Genomic DNA, 16,089 nt, shown 5'->3' with positions numbered 1-16,089 from the left:
GTCCCCGCCTCCCCCGGCCCCGCCGGGCCTGGGCCGGCGCCGTCTGGCGGCCCGCGCTGCTGATCGCCGCCGTCCTGGCCGTGTGGAAGGCCGTCACGGCGCTGGGGCTCGTCGAGAGCTACCTCGTCCCGCCCCCGATGGACACCTGGCGGCGGTTCGCGGACAACGCCGGCTACCTCTGGGACGCCTCGCTCGTCACGACCGCCGAGACGCTCGCCGGATTCGCCGCCGCCGTCGTCCTCGGCCTCCTGTCCGCCCTGCTGATGGCGTACGCGCCCGCGCTGGAGAAGACCGTGTACCCGGTGCTCGTCTTCGCCCAGGTCGTGCCGAAGATCGCCGTCGCCCCGCTGTTCGTCGTGTGGCTCGGGTTCGGCTTCTCGCCGAAGGTGCTGATGGCCGCGTTCATCGCGTTCTTCCCCGTCGTCGTCGCCGGGTTCACCGGGCTGAAGTCGATCGACCCCGACCTGATCGAGCTGTCCGCGACGATGAACGCGACCCGCCTGCAGACGTTCGTCCGGTTCCGCTTCCCGGCGGCGCTGCCGTTCATCATGAGCGGCCTGAAGGTCGCGGTCACGCTCGCCGTCACCGGCGCGGTCGTCGGCGAGTTCGTCGGCGCCGACAGCGGGCTCGGCTACGTGATCGTCGAGGCCACCGGCAACGTGGACACCGCGATGCTCTACGCCGCGCTGATCCTGCTGTCCCTGATCGGCGTCGTGCTGTTCGCGCTGGTCGACCTCGCGGAGCGGCTGCTGATGCCCTGGCACAGCTCGCGCCGCCGGCCCGGCGTCACGACCGGCTCCTGATCACCCCGCCGGAACCGCCTCCCGATCCTCGCCGCCGGAACCGCCTCCTGACCTTCCCGCCGGACTTCGCCGGCCCATTGCAGAACCCCTGGGAGGAGAACCCATGAAACGCATGCTCACGTCGTCCGCCGCGGTCGCCGCCGGTCTCGCCGTCGTCCTGACGTCGGCCGCCTGCGGCGACGCCGCCGGGGCCAAGGGCGGCGGCAAGGAGAAGGTCACGCTGATGCTGAACTTCTACCCGTACGGCGACCACGTCCCCTACTACTTCGGGAAGACGAAGGGGATCTTCGGCAGGCACGGCATCGACCTCAAGATCGTCCCGGGCAAGGGGTCGAACGCGGTGGCGCAGGCCGTCGCCGCGGGCAAGGCCGACTTCGGCGTCGTCGACACCGCCGCCGTCCTCACCAGCGCGGACGCGGGCGTCAAGGTCAAGAGCATCGGCTCGTTCTTCCAGACGTCGCCGTCCGCGGTGCAGTTCTTCGGCGGCTCCGGCATCGCCAGGCCGCAGGACCTGAAGGGGAAGACGGTCGCGCTCACCTCGGGCGACCCGTACGCCGACGTCCTGCCCGCGTTCCTCAAGGCCAACGGCGTCCCGGCCGGCGAGGTCAAGACCGTCAGCGTGCAGCCCGCGGCCAAGATCGCCGCTGTGATCAGCGGCAAGGCCGACGCGCTGGTCGGCTTCATCAGCGACCAGGGGCCGACGATCACGGAGAAGACCGGGAAGCCGACCGGCTACCTGCTGTTCTCCGAGTGGGGCGTCCGGACGCTCGGCGCGGGCCTGGTGGCGTCCGACCGGACGCTCGCACGGGACCCGAAGCTGGCGGCCTCGCTCTGGAGGGCCACCAGCGAGTCGTTCGCGGCCGCGGTCAAGGAGCCGGACGCCGCCGTCGCCTCGATGGAGGGCGCGAGCCCGAGCCTGCCCTCGCGGACGGTGCTCGCCGAGCAGTGGAAGCGCGCCTCCCGCCTCCTGCACACCAAGCGGACGGCGTCGGCCGCGCCCGGCCTCAACGACGAGGCGGACTGGAACGACACGATCAAGCTGTTCGCCGGTCTCGGCGTCATCGCGTCCGCCAAGCCGGCCACCACGTACTGGAAGCCGGTCGGCGAATGATCACCGGCACGCACACCGGCGACGACATCGAGATCCGCGACGTCACCGTGCGGTTCGTCTCGAAGAGCAAGACCACGGTCGCGCTGGAGAACGCGTCCTTCTCCGTCCGGCCGCGGGAGTTCGTCTCGATCGTCGGGCCGTCCGGATGCGGCAAGTCGACGCTGCTCAAGCTGGTCGCCGGGCTCGTCCGGCCCACCGGCGGCGAGCTGGCGCTCCGGGGCGAGCCCGTCCGCGCGACCAGTGCGGAGATCGGCTTCGTCTTCCAGAAGGCGGCGCTGCTGGAGTGGCGCACGGTCCGCCGCAACATCACGCTGCAGGGCGAGATGCGGCGGATGCCGAGGAAGGAGGTCGAGCGGCGGGCGCGCGAGCTGATGGAGATGACCGGCCTCCTGGACTTCGCGGACGCGATGCCGCACGAGCTGTCCGGCGGGATGCAGCAGCGGGTGTCGCTGTGCCGCGCGCTGCTGCACCGGCCGCCGGTGCTGCTCATGGACGAGCCGTTCGGCGCACTCGACGCGCTGACCCGCGAGGCGATGAACATCGAGCTGCGGCGGATCTGGCGGGAGACCGGGACGACCGTCCTCCTCGTCACCCACTCGGTCGCCGAGGCGGTCTACCTGTCGGACCGCGTCGTCGCCATGACCGCCAGGCCGGGCCGGGTCGCGGAGATCCTGGACGTCGGCCTGCCGCCCGACCGCGACTACTCCGCGACGATGCGCGCCGAGGAGTTCGGCCGCAAGACGTCCGCGCTGCGGGCCCTGCTCGGCAGCGCCCACGACGGCGCGCACGACTAGCACCACCGGACCCTGACGCCGTCCCGGGCTCTCGGGGCGGCGGCAGGGTCTTTTCGGTGTCGCCGTCAGCCGGCGGTGAGGCGCATCAGGCGCAGGATGTTGCGGTGGTAGATCTGGTCGCGTTCGGCGTCCGCGATGTCGAGGGCGTCCAGGACGCGGATGGTCTCGCGGATGTAGAGGGGGCCGCCCTCGGGGTCGAAGGGGCAGTCGGTGCCGAACACGACGTGGTCCGCGCCGAAGAAGTCCAGGCCGCACCGGGTCCCGATGTCGGAGCCGGACAGCGAGGTGTCGGCGTAGAACCTGCGGAAGTGGTCGAGCGGCTCGCGCGGCGCGTGCTGGAGACGCTCGTAGTCCGGGCCGGACGTGCGGCTGCCGAGCTGGGGGCCCCAGCCGAGCCCGATCCGGCCCTCCAGGTACGGGATCATCGCGCCCATGTGATGGGTGATGATCTTGAGGTCGGGATGGCGCTCGAAGAGGCCGGAGAACACCAGCCGGGCCATGGCGGCGCTGGTCTCGTACGGCCAGCCGAACGCCCACCAGATCTCGAACTTGGAGGCGTCCTCGGCGGCGTAGTCGGAGAACGCCGCGGTGCGCGCCGGGTGCATCCAGACGGGCAGGTCCCGCGCGGCCATCTCGGCGAACACGGCGGCGAACGCGGGGTCGTCCAGCGGGCGGCCGTTGACGTTGGTGAACACCTGCACGCCGCGGGCGCCGAGCTCGTCGACGGCGAACACGAGCTCGGCGAGGGCGGCGTCCGGGTCGTTCATCGGCAGGGACGCGACGAAGGCCGGGAACCGGTCGGGGTGCTTGCCGCACAGCTCGCGCATCGAGTCGTTGGCGAGCCGCGCCAGCGCCGGCGACCCGTCCGGGCCGGCGAGCAGCTCGATGGGCGGCGAGGAGAGCGTGAGGACCTGCTGGTAGCCGTCGCCGAACTCGTCCATGATCCGCAGCCGCTCGTCCAGGTCGTGCAGCGCGGGCAGTTCCAGCCAGCGCTTGAACGCCGCCGGGTCGGCGAGTTCCCGCATCCGCTCGAAGTACGGCTCGGGCAGGATGTGGCTGTAGGCGTCGATCTTCATCGGTCTCCTCGTGCGGTCTTCGGCACCCAGCGGGTGATCCTGCGGTCGACGGCCTGCACCAGCGCCACCGCGCCGAGCGCGACGGCGATGATCACCAGGAGCACCGCCAGGACGCTCGCGCCGTCGAAGCGCCCGCCCGCCTGGGTCACGACGCGGCCGAGCCCGACGACCGCGATGAACATCTCGCCGTTGATCATTCCGGTGACGGCGCGTCCGACGCCGAGCCGGACGCCGGCCATGATCATGGGGGCGGCGGCGGGCAGCATGACGCGCAGCAGCACCTGGCCCTCGCCGGCGCCGTAGGAGCGCGCCATCTCCACCAGATGCCCCGGCACGCCCTGGATCGCGGAGGCCGTGTTGATGATCATGACGAAGGCCGAGTACATGACGACGACGGCGACGATCGAGCCGCGTCCCTCGCCGAGCAGCGAGAAGAAGATCGGCGCGAAGACCAGGGACGGCGCGGTGAGCAGCGCGTAGACGTACACGCCGAGCGCGGCCTCGACCTTGCGGTAACGGCCCATGGCCACCCCGACGGCCAGGCCGGCGGCGAGCGAGATCGCGAAGCCCAGGACCAGGTTGATCAGGCTGTCGCGCAGGCTGCTGAAGATCAGCCCGCTGGACGCCATGTCGGCCAGCCGGGACAGCACCGTGCTCAGCGGCGGGAAGAACGACGCGTCCGCCAGGTGCCCGACCAGCTCCCAGCCCGCCGCGCCGACGGCGAGGCTGACGGGGGCCGCGGGCAGCCGCCGCCAGGACAGGCGCTCCCGCACGGCTCGGCGTTCCGCGAGCGTGCTCATCCGGCCGCCTTCGCCGGACGGTGCTCGGCGTGCATGTCGCGCAGCCGGTCCCACAGGTACACCGTGAGCTCGACGTACTCGCCGGACCGCTCCAGCGCGCCGACGTCGTTGGAGCGCGGCCGCTCCAGCGGAACCGGCACGATCTCGGCGATCTCCCCCGGACGCGCGCTCATCAGCACGACGCGGTCGCCGAGCAGCACCGCCTCCTCCATGCTGTGCGTGATGAACACGACCGTCAGCCGGCGCTCCTCCCAGATGGACAGCAGCTCCTCCTGGAGCAGGCGGCGGGTCTGCTCGTCGACGGCGCCGAACGGCTCGTCCATCAGCAGCACCCGCGGCCGGACGGCGAGCGCGCGGGCGAGGCCCACGCGCTGCTGCATGCCGCCGGACAGCTCGCCGGGCCGCTTGGTCTCGAAGCCCGCCAGCCCCACCGCGCCGATCAGCGCGCGGGCGCGCTCCTCGCGCTCGGCACGGCCGACGCCGCGCATCCGGAGCCCGAAGGCGACGTTGTCCAGGACGGTCGCCCACGGAAGCAGCGCGAAGTTCTGGAACACCATGGCGCGGTCGGGGCCCGGCCCGCGCACCGGGTCGCCGTCGATGCGGATGTCGCCGTCGTCCCAGGGGATCAGGCCCGCGACGCACTTGAGCAGCGTCGTCTTCCCGCAGCCGCTCGGCCCGAGGACGGTCAGGAACTCGTTGGGCCGGACGTCGAGGTCGACGTCGTGCAGCGCCTCGACGAGGCCGCCGTCCTGCCCGGTGTAGGTCTTCCGCAGCCCGCGGATCTCGATCATCGAACGCTCCTTGCCGTGGTGGTGCGCGCCCATCGGGTCAGCTTGCGTTCGGCCCACCGCGCGACGGAGATCAGCAGCAGCGCCTCCGCCAGGATGATCACGATGGTGCCGTAGAGGAGCGGGGCCTGGAACAGACCGCGGTACTCCAGGATCAGCCCGCCGAGCGCCTCGGAGACCATCAGCAGCTCGACGATGACCATGCCGGTGACCGCGCGGCCGAGGCCCAGCCTGATGCCCGTCATGATCGCCGGCAGCGCGCCGGGGAGCAGGATCCGCGTCCAGACGGCCCGCTCGTCCGCCCCGAAGGAGCGGGCCATCTCGATCAGCGACGGGTCCACCTGCCGGACGCCGGCCCGCGCGTTCACCACCACCATCACGATCGAGAAGATCGTGACGAGGATGACCCGCGAGGCCAGCCCGAAGCCCACCGACATCACCAGCAGCGGGATGATCGCCGCCATCGGGGTGACGAGCAGGATGTTGAGGTAGACGTCCGCGAGCCGCTCCAGCGCGCGGAACCGGCCGAGCAGGATGCCGAGCGGCACGCCGAGGACGACGGTGACGGCGAAGCCGATGACCAGCGCCTGGTTGCTGACGTACATGGCCCGCCACAGCTCCGCGGTGCCGAGCAGCTCGGCGGTCGCCTCGACGGTCTCGGTGAAGCTGGGGATGAGCAGGCCGCCCCGCTGCCGGACGTAGAGCTCCCAGCACGCCGCGAAGAGGACGAACGTGAGCACCTGGTACGGCAGGTTCCGGTCGGCGATGCGGCGGAGGACGCCGGGCCGCCGCGCGGGACGGGGCCCGGTTCTCGTCCCGGACCGGCGCGGCGGCCGGCGCGTCGTCGCCGCCGTCATCGGGCCGCCTTCACGAACGTCAGGTCCGCCGCGTCCTTGGCGGTCATGCCCTCCTTGATCACGCCTGCCCGGACGAAGAAGTCGATGGTGCCCTGCATGTTCTTCTCCGTCAGCGCCGCGGCGTTGAAGAGCCCCGCCCGGGCGTACCGGTCGGCGACCTTCGCCATCTCGGCGCCGTCCTCCTCCGGCAGGTACTTGGCGGCCAGCCCCACCAGGTGCCGCGGATCGGCGTTGATCTTCGCGTGCTGCCGGGTCAGCGCGGTGACCAGGGCCTGCGTCACGTCCTTGTGCTCGGTGATGAAGTCGCCGTTGGCGTAGACGGTCTGCGGCCGGAGGTCGGGCAGGCTCTGGGCGAAGTCGGCGACCTTGGCGAACTCGCCGCCCTTGGACTCCAGGGCGACCACGTCGGAGACCTCGAGCGCGGTGGCGGCGATCCGTCCGGTGACGAGCGCCTGGGCGCGGACGTCCGAGCCGCCGATCGTCAGGTACTTGGGCTTCTTGCCGGGAGCGCAGGTGGACCTCACCCACTCCTTGACCATGGCGGTCGCCGTCGCGCCCTCGCTGAAGATCCCGAACGGGCTGCCGTCCAGCTGGTCGCAGGACGAGATGCCGCGCTTGCCGTAGACCGCCCACTGGTTCCCGATGGCATCGGCGATGATCTTGATGGGGGCGCCGCGCTCGACAGCGAGCAGGGCGGGGCTCGTCGCCTCGGCCGAGAGCGCGTAGTCCCCCTTCGCCAGCCCCTCGATGGACAGTTCGGGCTCCGCCAGCTCGACGACCTTGATCGTGTGGCCCTGCCCGCGGAGGTCGTCGAGGGCGGCGAGGATCGGCACGGTCGTGATGTCGGGTTCGGTGAGGGCCACCTTGAACGAGAGCTTCCCGTTCCCCTTGCTCTCGGCCGCGCCCCCGCCGCCGCACGCGGCGCCGCTCGCGGCCAGGGCGACGAGGGCCGCGAGCGCGGCGAGCCGTCTGAGATGTGTCCCGGCGTCCACAGTCTCCTCCTCCAAGATCGTGCCGGTTCCCTCGGATTCGCTTCGAAAGGCGAGGTAATCGACTAGGCAAACGTATGCCTTAGATCGGCATGGTAGTGAGCCGTACCACAGAAATGTCAAGGGGAATCACTGGAAATCGCCCTGGAACAGGCAGGTTCCGTTTGGCGGCGGTGCCGGCTCGTGCCATAATCAGGAAAACGTTCTCCTAGGAGGGTGGCCGTGAGCTCACTCGCGGAAGTCGCCCGGGCGGCGGGGGTGTCGGTGTCCACCGCGTCACGGGTGCTGACCGGATCCAGCCATCCCATCTCGGCCAAGACCCGCGCCAAGGTCATCGCGGTCGCCGAGGAGCTCGGCTATTCGCCGAGCGCGCTGGCCCGCGCGCTGGTCTCGCGCACCAGCCGGCTCATGGGCGTCCTCGTGAGCGACATCGTCAACCCGTACTTCTCCGTCATCGCCCGCGGGGTGGACGACGTCGCCAGCCGCGCCGGCTACGTCACCATGCTGTGCAACGTCGACCGCCGCACCACGACGGAGATCACGCGCGTCCGGACGATGCGCGACTACCGCGCCGCGGGGGTCATCTTCGCGGGCAGCGGCTACGTGGACGACCCGAAGGAACCGGAGCTCGCCAAGGCCGTCCGCCAGGCGCGGGAGCAAGGCATCCACGCCGTCTCGCTCGCCGCCCGCGACATCGGCTGCCCCGTCATCGCCGCCGACGCCCAGGCCGCCGCCTACGACATCACCGACTACCTCGTCTCGCTCGGCCACCGCCGGATCGCGTTCATCGAGGGGCCGGAGGGCATGGTGGCCACCCGGCAGCGCAGGGACGGCTTCCTCGCCTGCATGAGCAACGCCGACCTCGCCGGCAGCGCGCAGGTCCTTCCCGGCGGGTTCGACTTCGAGGCCGGGCACGCCGCGGCCATGCGGCTCATCGCGCGCCCGCCCCTGCCGGACGCCGTCCTCGCGGCCAACGACGAGGCCGCCGTCGGCGCGCTCAACGCGCTGCGGCAGGCGCGCATCGACGTCCCCGGCGAGGTCTCCGTCGCCGGCATCGACGACCTCCGCGTCGCCCAGTTCGTCGGCCTGACCACGGTCAGCCTCCCGCTGTACGAGATGGGCGCCATGGCCGCCCGCCACATCATCGACACTCCCCCGGGAGCCGCCGCGGGCGCCGCCGAGACCACTCCCCTGAGCCACCGGCTCATCCCCCGCGAGACGACCGCGCGCCGCACCGCCCGCGCCTGACGGGGTAACCGGCCGCGCCTGACGGGGTAGGGGCATGGCATGCCCGAGCTTCCGGACGTCGAAGGGTTCCGCAGGGTGCTGGCCGAGCACACCGGGGAGCCGATCCGGTCGGTGTCCGTGCTCGACGCGGGCGTCCTGCGCGGGGTCACCGCCCGGAGGCTGGGCGCGGCACTGCGCGGCCACCGGTTCGGAGAGCCGCGCAGGCACGGCAAATGGCTGGTCGCGCCGGCCGGCGGCCCGGTGCTCCTGCTGCACTTCGGCATGACCGGGTCGCTGTCCTGGCACCGGACGGACGAGCCGCGCCACCGGCACGACCGCGTCGTCTGGCGGCTCCGGGACGGCGAGCTGCGCTACGCGACATGCGCAAGCTCCAGGGCGTCCGCCTCGCCGCCGACGGCGAGGCGGCGGAGCGCGCGCTCGACGGCCTCGGCCCGGACGCGTCCGGGCTGTCCCGCCGCGACCTCGCCGGCCTCCTCTCGGGACGGCGCGGACGGCTCAAGACGACGCTGACCGACCAGTCCGTCCTCGCGGGCCTGGGCAACCTGCTCGCCGACGAGATCTGCTGGCGCGCCCGGATTAACCCGCTTCGCACCGCTCGGGACCTGGACGACGCCGAACTCACCGCCCTGCACCGTGCGATGCGCCGCGTCCTGCGCGAATCCGTCAAGGCCGGACGCGTCCCGCCGCGCGACACGTGGCTCACCGGCGCCCGCGACGAGCCGGAGGCCGCGTGCCCGCGCTGCGGCACGACCCTGTCCAGCCGCCGCGTCTCCGGCCGCCGGACGGTCTGGTGCCGAACCTGCCAGCCGGGATGACCCGGTGCCGCTTCCGCCGCCGAGGTCGGCGCGCGACGCTCAGGAGATGCCTGCGGCCAGGGACTTCTTGCTGATCTTGCCTACGGGGGTGCGGGGGAAGGCGTCGGTCGTTTCGAGGCGGTCGGGGAACTTGTAGGCGGCGACGCCGCGGGCCCGGAGGAAGTCCTTCATCTCGCGGAGGTCCGGGGTCTTCTCGCCGTCCCTGATGATGAGGAACGCGCAGGTGCGTTCGCCCATCATCGGGTCGGGGATGCCGACGACGGCGGCGTCGTGGACGGCCGGGTGCGCGAGGAGATGGTTCTCGAGCTCCTCGGCGGAGATCTTGTCGCCGCCGCGGTTGATCTGGTCCTTCTCGCGGCCCTCCACGATGAGGTGGCCCGAGGGGAGCTGCCGGACGAGGTCGCCCGTCCGGTAGAAGCCGTCCGGGGTGAACGAGCGGGCGTTGTGCTCGGGGGCGCGGTAGTAGCCGCGGAGCGTGTACGGGCCGCGGGTGAGGAGCTCGCCCGTCTCGCCCGGCGCGACGTCCTCGCCGTCGGCGTCCACGACGCGGATCTCGTCGGCGGGCGAGAGGGGGCGGCCCTGGGTCTGCTCGACGAGGTCGCGGGGATCGTCCAGGCGGGTGTAGTTGAGGAGGCCCTCGGCCATGCCGAAGACCTGCTGGACCTGGCAGCCCAGGACGTCCGGGACCTCGGCGGCGCGTTCGGCGGCGAACTTGGCGCCGCCGACCTGGAGGAGTTCGAGGGCCGAGATGTCCTCGTCCTGCCAGGTGACCGCGTCCAGCCAGAGGAGCGCGATCGGGGGGACGACCGCGCAGACCGTCGCGCGTTCGCGCTCGATGAGGGGGAACGCCTCGTCCGGGGAGCCCGACGGGGACAGCACGACCGTGCCGCCGTTGGCGAACACGCCGAGGACGCCGGGGCAGGCGAGCGCGAAGTTGTGCGCGGCGGGCAGGACGACGAGGTAGACGGTGGCGGACGTGAACCCGCAGACCTCGGCGCTGGCCTCCAGGTTGTAGACGTAGTCGCGGTGCGTCCGGGGGATCAGCTTCGGCAGGCCCGTGGTGCCGCCGGACAGGAGGAAGACGCCCACGTCGGACGGGTCGGGCCGGGGCACGTCGACCGGGTCGGCGTCGACGGAGGACAGGGCGGTGAGGTCCTGCGCGTCGCCGTCCACGATCACATGCTCGACCGGGAGGGTGCGGGCCATCTCCCGGTAGTCGAAGTCGCCGTCGCGGTCGGCGCAGACGTAGGCGGACGCCTCGGACAGCTCGCACAGGTAGCGGATCTCGCTCTCGCGGTGCGCGGGCAGCGCGAGCACGGGCGCCGCGCCGATTCGGACGAGCGCGAGGAACGTCACCACGAAGCCGGTCGTGTTGGGGAGCTGGACGACGACGCGGTCGCCCGGGCCGATGCCCAGGCGCAGGAACCCGGCGGCGGCGCGGGAGGCGCGGTCGTCCAGTTCGGCGTAGGTGAGGCGGTCGGCGCCCGCGACCAGGGCGGTCTTGCCGGGGTCGCCGCGCAGGACGTCGCCGAGGACGCGGTCGCTCCAGAAGCCCTCGGCCTTGTAGCGGGCCTCGAAGTCGTCCGGCCAGGGGACGAGGCCGTCCGTGTTCGAACCGGTCATCGGCCGCTCACCGCCCCGCGACCTGGGCCGGGGCGCCGGGCACCGGTTCGGCCGGGTCCGAGCCCAGCGCGACGATCCGGTTGGCGCCGTCCACGTGGACGACGCGGGGCTCGTGGCGGGGGCGGTCGGCCTCGGCCACGGCCGTGTAGGTGATGATGATGACCAGGTCGCCGGGCTGGACCAGGCGGGCCGCCGCGCCGTTGATCCCGATGACGCCGCTGCCCGCATCGCCGGTGATGGCGTAGGTGACGAGACGGGAGCCGTTGGTGATGTCCACGACGTGGACCTGCTCGCCCTCCACGATGTCGGCGGCGGCCATGAGGTCCGCGTCGATGGTCAGCGAGCCCACGTAATGCAGGTCCGCCTGGGTGACCGTGGCACGGTGGATCTTTCCGTTCATCAGGATGCGCTGCACCGGTACGCCCTCTTCTCCAAGACCAACTAAGGCTAGGCTTACCTTAGCCATTCCCCCGGCAGAGGAGAACCCCGAGAATGCTCCGGCGACTGGCCCGCCGACTTGCGATGGATATCGGCCCGCTCCGCGACAGCAGGCCGTTCCGCAACGTGTTCATCGCCCGCACCGTCTCGGTGTTCGGGATCGGGATGCTGGCGGTCGCCGTCCCGGTGCAGGTCTACGACATGACGGGGTCGACGGTGCACGTCGGCGCGGTGTCCGCGGCGGAGGGGTTCGCGCTCCTTGCCGGGTTCCTGTGGGGCGGGGTCCTCGCCGACCGGTACGACCGGCGGCGGCTGATGCTGCACGCCCGGACGGCCGCCGGGGCGGGGTTCGTCCTGCTGGCGCTGAACGCGTTCCTGCCGTCGCCGTGGCTCCCGGCCGTCTACGTGCTCGCGGCGTGGGACGGGCTCGCGACCGGCGTCAGCGTCACCGCGCTGCTGGCCGCGACGCCCGCCCTGGTGGCGCCGGACAAGCTGGTCGCTGCGGGCGCGCTCAACGCGCTGACCGTCCGGCTCGGGTCGATGGCGTCGCCGGCGCTCGGCGGCGTCGTGGTGTCGGCGTTCGGCGTCGGCTGGAACTACGCGGCGGCGGCCGCCGGGACGATCGGCACGCTCGCGCTGCTGACCGGGCTGCCGTCGCTGAAGCCCGATCTCGGGGACGGGAAGCCCGCGAACCCGCTGAAGTCCGTCGCGGAGGGGTTCCGCTTCGTCGCGTCGCATCGCGTCGTCGGGTCGCTGATGCTGCTCGGGCTGCTGTTCATGGTGGCGGGCGGCATTCCGGTGCTGATGCCCGCGTTCGCCGCCCGGAGCCTGGACGGCGGCGCGACCACGGTCGGGCTGCTGTTCGCGGCGCCCGCGTGCGGCGCGGTGCTCGCGTCCGTCACGAGCGGATGGGCGGGGACGGCGCGGGCGCCCGGGATGGCGCTGCTCGTCGCGTCCGTCGCGGGGTTCGCCGCGCTCGCGTGCCTGGGCCTGGCGCGTCATCCTGCGCTGGCGGTCGCGATCCTGTTCGCGTACGGGTTCGCCCAGTCGGTCGAGGAGATCCTGCGGTACGGGCTGATCCAGTCGCATACGCCCGACTCGCATCTCGGACGCGTCAACGCGCTCTGGGCCGCGCAGGAAACGGGAGGCGGCGCGGTCGGGTCGCTGGGCGCCGGGGCCCTCGGCCGCTACCTCGCGCCGGGCGCGGCCATCGTCGTCTACGGGACGGTCAGCGCCGTCCTGGCTCTGGCCTTGGCGCTGACCCTCACCGGGCTCCGGACGGCGACGCTGCGTCCGGAGCCCGAACCGGAGCCCGAGCCGGGCTGAGGGGCGGTCAGCCGAGGCGGGCGGCGAGTTCGTCCTCGCTCATCGCCTCGACCTCCAGCCAGATCGCGGCGACGGCCTCCAGGCGTCCCGGCGTCTCCTGCAGCTCGGTGAAGCGGCGGCAGACGCGCGCGACCGTCCGCTCGGCGAACAGGACCCGCACCGGCAGCGCGGTCGTGTCGAGCGCCTCCCGCAGCCGCGCGATCACGGTGGTGGCGAGGACGGAGTCGCCGCCGAGCGCGAAGAAGTCGGCGTCCGCGCCGACGCGCTCCGCCCCCAGCACCCCGGCCACGACCCGGGCGAACACCTTCTCCAGCGGTGTCTCCGGCTCGACGTAGGCGGCGGACGCCTCCCCGGCCTCGGCGGCGGCCAGCGCGGCGAGCGCCTTCCGGTCGACCTTGCCGTTGGCGGTCAGCGGCAGCTCGTCCACGCGGACGAGCAGTTCGGGCACCATGTGCGGCGGCAGCAGCTCCCGGACGTGCGCCAGCACCGCGTCCCGGTCGAGATCCTCCCCGGCCTCGACGGTGGCGGAGAGGCGGCCGTTCGCCAGCAGCGCGACGGCCCGTCCCACGGCCGGGTGGTCGCGCAGCGCGGCCTCGACCTCGCCGAGCTCGATCCGGAACCCGCGGACCTTGACCTGGTGGTCGCGGCGGCCGAGGAATTCCAGGGTGCCGTCGGGGCGGTAGCGGGCGAGGTCGCCCGTCCGGTACCAGCGGGCGCCCTCGTGGACGACGAACCGGTCGGCGGTGCGCTCCGGGTCGGCGGCGTAGCCGTCCGCGACGCCGGAGCCGCCGATCCACAGCTCGCCCGCCACCCAGTCGGGACGGTCGCGGCCCAGCTCGTCCACCACCCGGCAGGCGACGCCGCGCAGCGGGACCCCGTACGGGACGGCGTGCCAGTCCCGCGGCACCTCCCCCACGACCTCCTGCACGGTGGAGTGGATCGCGGTCTCCGTCGTCCCGCCGAGCGCGACGAAGCGGCAGCCGGGGGCGCGCTCGTCCAGCAACGCGGGCAGGTGCGTGCCGACCCAGTCGCCGCCGAGCAGCACCAGCCGCAGGCTCTCGGCGCGGCCGGCGCGCAGCAGCATCTCCAGCACGGACGGGACGCAGTTCAGCACCGTCACCGACCGCCGCCGGACGAGATCGGCCCAGCGGGCGGCGTCGCGGCGCTCGTCCTCGTCCGGGAGGACGACCGCGCCGCCCGCGTGCCAGGGCGCGAACAGGTCGAACACCGACAGGTCGAAGTCGAGCGCGGAGATCCCGAACGTGACGTCGTCCGGGCCGAGCGCGAACCGGTCGACGAGGTCGCCGATGGTGTTCATGGCCGCGCCGTGCGACACCTCGACGCCCTTCGGCTCGCCCGTCGACCCGGACGTGAACAGCACGTACGCCACCTGTTCTGGGCGGGTCTTCACCGGCTCGGCCAGCGGCTCGGCGTCCGCGATCCGATCAGGGGCGAGGGACGCGGCGACGCGGGCGGTCGCGCGGATCTTCGCGCGGCGGGCCTCGGGCTGCTCCGGGCCGATGGGGACGTAGGCGGCGCCCGCGGCGAGGACGCCGAGGACGGCCGCGGCCTGGTCAGGCCCCTTGGGAAGCTCGACCGACACCCGGTCGCCCGGCCGCACGCCCTCCCCGGCCAGGCCGGACGCGATGCGCAGCGCACGGGCGGCGAGTTCGCCATAGGTGAGCGTCCCGTCGTCGCCCCAGTGCAGCGCGGGGGCGTCCGGACGGCGGCGGGCGTGCTCGAAGAAGCCCTCGGTCAGGGTGCGCGGCGGCGGCGCGGGGGTCGCGTTCAGCCCGTGCCGGACGCGGAGCTGCGACGGCGGCGCCGCGATGCCGAGCGGGACGTCCCAGTCGGCGCCTGGCGCGCCGAGACGGGTGATCGCGGACGTGTAGGCGGCGAACATCGCCTCGGCGACGCCGTCCGGGAACGCGGGACGGCGCACGTCCCAGTTCAGCAGCAGGCCGCCGGACACCTCGGTGACCTGCGCGTCCAGCAGCACCTGCGGGCCCTGCGAGACGATCCACCCCGGCTCGCCGAAGTGCCCCCGGACGCGCTCGCCGAACAGCTCGCCCAGGTTGAGCGCGCTCGTGTAGACGATCGGCGCGAGGACCTGCTCGCCGCGCTGCCGGGACAGGTCCCGCAGCACCTCCAGGCCGGAGTAGTCGCTGTGCGCGCCGGCCGTGTGCAGGTTCGCCTGGACGGCGCGGGCGCGCCCGATGAAAGTGAGGTCTTCGGTGAGGTCGGCCTCCAGCATGATGGAGCCGGTGAAGTCGCCGACGACCTTGTCCACGTCGGGGTGGACGGGCTCGCGGTGGAACAGCGGCAGGTTGAGCAGGAACCGGGGCGTCGCCGACCATGCGCCGATGACCTCGGCGAAGACCGTCGCGAGGGCCATCGCGGGGGTGACGCCCTCGGCGTGCGCGCGGGCGATGAAGCGGTCCTTGTCGTCGGGCGAGAGCCAGTGGTGCTTGCGCTCGACGCGGTTCCCGGGCTCTGCGACGACCGGCAGCTCGGGCGGCCCCGGCAGGTCGGCGAGGCGGTCGGCCCACCAGCGGCGGTCCTGCTCGCGGGCCTCGGCGCGGGGGTCGTCGGCGAGGTAGCGGGCGTAGCCGTAGCGGATCGGCGCGAGCGTCTCCCCCTCGTACAGGGCGGCGAGGTCGTCGAGCATGACGCGGTAGCTCATCGCGTCGGCGGCGACCATGTCGACGTCGAGGTGGAGGCGGGACGTCCCGGCGGGCAGCAGGCTGAGGCGGGCGTCGAAGACGCGGCCGTCCTCGATCGGGAGCCGCTGCTCCGACATCTCGGCGCGGATCGCCTCCAGCCCCGCCTCGGGGTCGGCGGATTCACGCAGGTCATGGACGGTCACGGCGGGCCCTGGACGCTCGGGCAGGATGCGCTGGGCGCCGTCGTCGGACACGGCGACGCGGAGCATCGGGTGCCGCGCCACCAGGGCGCGGACGGCGTCCTCCAGGCGGGCGGGGTCGATCTCGCGCCCGTCGAGCTCGACGTACAGGTGCGCGGCGACGGAGCCGAGCGACTGGCCGGAGTCGCGGCCGATCCAGTAGGCGTGCTGCATCAGCGCCAGCGGGAACGGCCCGTCGGGCTCGATGTCGGCCGGGTCGAACTCGTCCGGCCCGGCGTCGTCAGGCCCCTCGGACGCGTCGACCTGGCCCTTCTCGGCGAGCAGGGCCCACCAGCCGGCGAGCGTGGGCCGCTCGGCCAGCTCGGCGAACCGGATCTCGACGCCGCGGCGGCGCAGCCGCCCGGTCAGCTGCATGAGCCGGATCGAATCCATCCCGAGCTCGATCAGGTTGTCGTCGGCCCCGGCGGGCTCGCCGAGCACCTCCGCCAGCGCGGCGTGCAGGTCTTCCCAGGTCAGCGCGGTGGGCACGGCACTCCCTCCAGATTAGGTAAGGCAAAC

Annotated in this window: 14 protein-coding genes; 6 read left to right on the top strand and 8 right to left on the bottom strand. The window is 73.0% G+C overall.

Annotated elements, in window-relative coordinates; translation table 11 throughout:
* From E1287_RS26670 to E1287_RS26660, 3 genes are all read left to right on the top strand, one after another.
* Positions 1-803: ABC transporter permease (locus E1287_RS26670; RefSeq protein WP_243719453.1), on the top strand; the 803-nt coding region annotated here is incomplete at its 5' end.
* Between the two features lie 103 nt (positions 804-906).
* Positions 907-1,914, top strand: coding sequence for an ABC transporter substrate-binding protein (locus E1287_RS26665; protein ID WP_207934478.1), 1,008 nt, complete (start codon positions 907-909; stop codon positions 1,912-1,914).
* A complete protein-coding gene (locus tag E1287_RS26660; RefSeq protein WP_131967811.1) occupies positions 1,911-2,708 on the top strand; it encodes an ABC transporter ATP-binding protein in 798 nt (265 codons plus the stop codon). Before E1287_RS26665 ends, E1287_RS26660 begins: the two co-directional genes overlap by 4 nt.
* Positions 2,709-2,773: 65 nt before the next feature.
* Here the strand turns inward: E1287_RS26660 and E1287_RS26655 are convergent, their stop codons facing one another.
* Genes E1287_RS26655 through E1287_RS26635 form a run of 5 tightly spaced genes read right to left on the bottom strand, consistent with a single transcriptional unit; the run spans position 2,774 to position 7,221 of the window.
* Entirely contained in the window at positions 2,774-3,784 is a 1,011-nt protein-coding gene (locus E1287_RS26655) for an amidohydrolase family protein (RefSeq protein WP_131967810.1), read from the bottom strand.
* A complete protein-coding gene (locus tag E1287_RS26650; protein ID WP_131967809.1) occupies positions 3,781-4,584 on the bottom strand; it encodes an ABC transporter permease in 804 nt (267 codons plus the stop codon). Before E1287_RS26650 ends, E1287_RS26655 begins: the two co-directional genes overlap by 4 nt.
* A complete protein-coding gene (locus tag E1287_RS26645) occupies positions 4,581-5,375 on the bottom strand; it encodes an ABC transporter ATP-binding protein (protein ID WP_131967808.1) in 795 nt (264 codons plus the stop codon). Before E1287_RS26645 ends, E1287_RS26650 begins: the two co-directional genes overlap by 4 nt.
* Positions 5,372-6,229: an ABC transporter permease gene (locus E1287_RS26640; protein ID WP_131967807.1), complete on the bottom strand. Its 858-nt coding sequence runs from the start codon at positions 6,227-6,229 to the stop codon at positions 5,372-5,374. The genes E1287_RS26645 and E1287_RS26640 overlap by 4 nt, the downstream gene beginning before the upstream one ends.
* Positions 6,226-7,221 (bottom strand): ABC transporter substrate-binding protein, encoded by a 996-nt coding sequence (locus tag E1287_RS26635; protein WP_131967806.1) that lies wholly within the window; start codon positions 7,219-7,221, stop codon positions 6,226-6,228. Before E1287_RS26635 ends, E1287_RS26640 begins: the two co-directional genes overlap by 4 nt.
* A gap of 219 nt (positions 7,222-7,440) precedes the next feature.
* Between E1287_RS26635 and E1287_RS26630 the strand changes: the two genes are divergently transcribed.
* Together E1287_RS26630 and E1287_RS44900 are read left to right on the top strand one after the other, a co-directional pair.
* Positions 7,441-8,466 (top strand): LacI family DNA-binding transcriptional regulator, encoded by a 1,026-nt coding sequence (locus E1287_RS26630; protein ID WP_131967805.1) that lies wholly within the window; start codon positions 7,441-7,443, stop codon positions 8,464-8,466.
* Positions 8,467-8,825: 359 nt separating this feature from the next.
* A complete protein-coding gene (locus E1287_RS44900) occupies positions 8,826-9,281 on the top strand; it encodes a zinc finger domain-containing protein (protein WP_207934477.1) in 456 nt (151 codons plus the stop codon).
* A gap of 39 nt (positions 9,282-9,320) precedes the next feature.
* Here E1287_RS44900 and E1287_RS26620 read toward each other — a convergent pair whose 3' ends face one another.
* A complete protein-coding gene (locus E1287_RS26620) occupies positions 9,321-10,904 on the bottom strand; it encodes an AMP-binding protein (protein WP_131967804.1) in 1,584 nt (527 codons plus the stop codon).
* Positions 10,905-10,911: 7 nt separating this feature from the next.
* Positions 10,912-11,319 carry an aspartate 1-decarboxylase gene (gene panD / locus E1287_RS26615; RefSeq protein WP_131967803.1) on the bottom strand — a complete coding sequence of 136 codons (408 nt, stop codon included), beginning with the start codon at positions 11,317-11,319 and terminating at the stop codon, positions 10,912-10,914.
* A gap of 77 nt (positions 11,320-11,396) precedes the next feature.
* Here panD and entS point away from each other — a divergent pair, with 77 nt between their 5' ends.
* Positions 11,397-12,668: an enterobactin transporter EntS gene (gene entS, locus E1287_RS26610; RefSeq protein WP_131967802.1), complete on the top strand. Its 1,272-nt coding sequence runs from the start codon at positions 11,397-11,399 to the stop codon at positions 12,666-12,668.
* Between the two features lie 7 nt (positions 12,669-12,675).
* Here entS and E1287_RS26605 read toward each other — a convergent pair whose 3' ends face one another.
* The gene (locus tag E1287_RS26605) at positions 12,676-16,059 is read right to left on the bottom strand and encodes an amino acid adenylation domain-containing protein (RefSeq protein WP_243719452.1); all 3,384 of its coding nucleotides are present in this window, start codon (positions 16,057-16,059) and stop codon (positions 12,676-12,678) included.
* Positions 16,060-16,089: the final 30 nt, after the last annotated feature.

It is taken from the genome of Actinomadura sp. KC06, assembly GCF_004348735.1.
Classification (GTDB): Bacteria; Actinomycetota; Actinomycetes; order Streptosporangiales; family Streptosporangiaceae; genus Spirillospora.
Note: the sequence above shows the minus strand (reverse complement) of the source record. Positions and strands in the feature narration are given on the sequence as shown.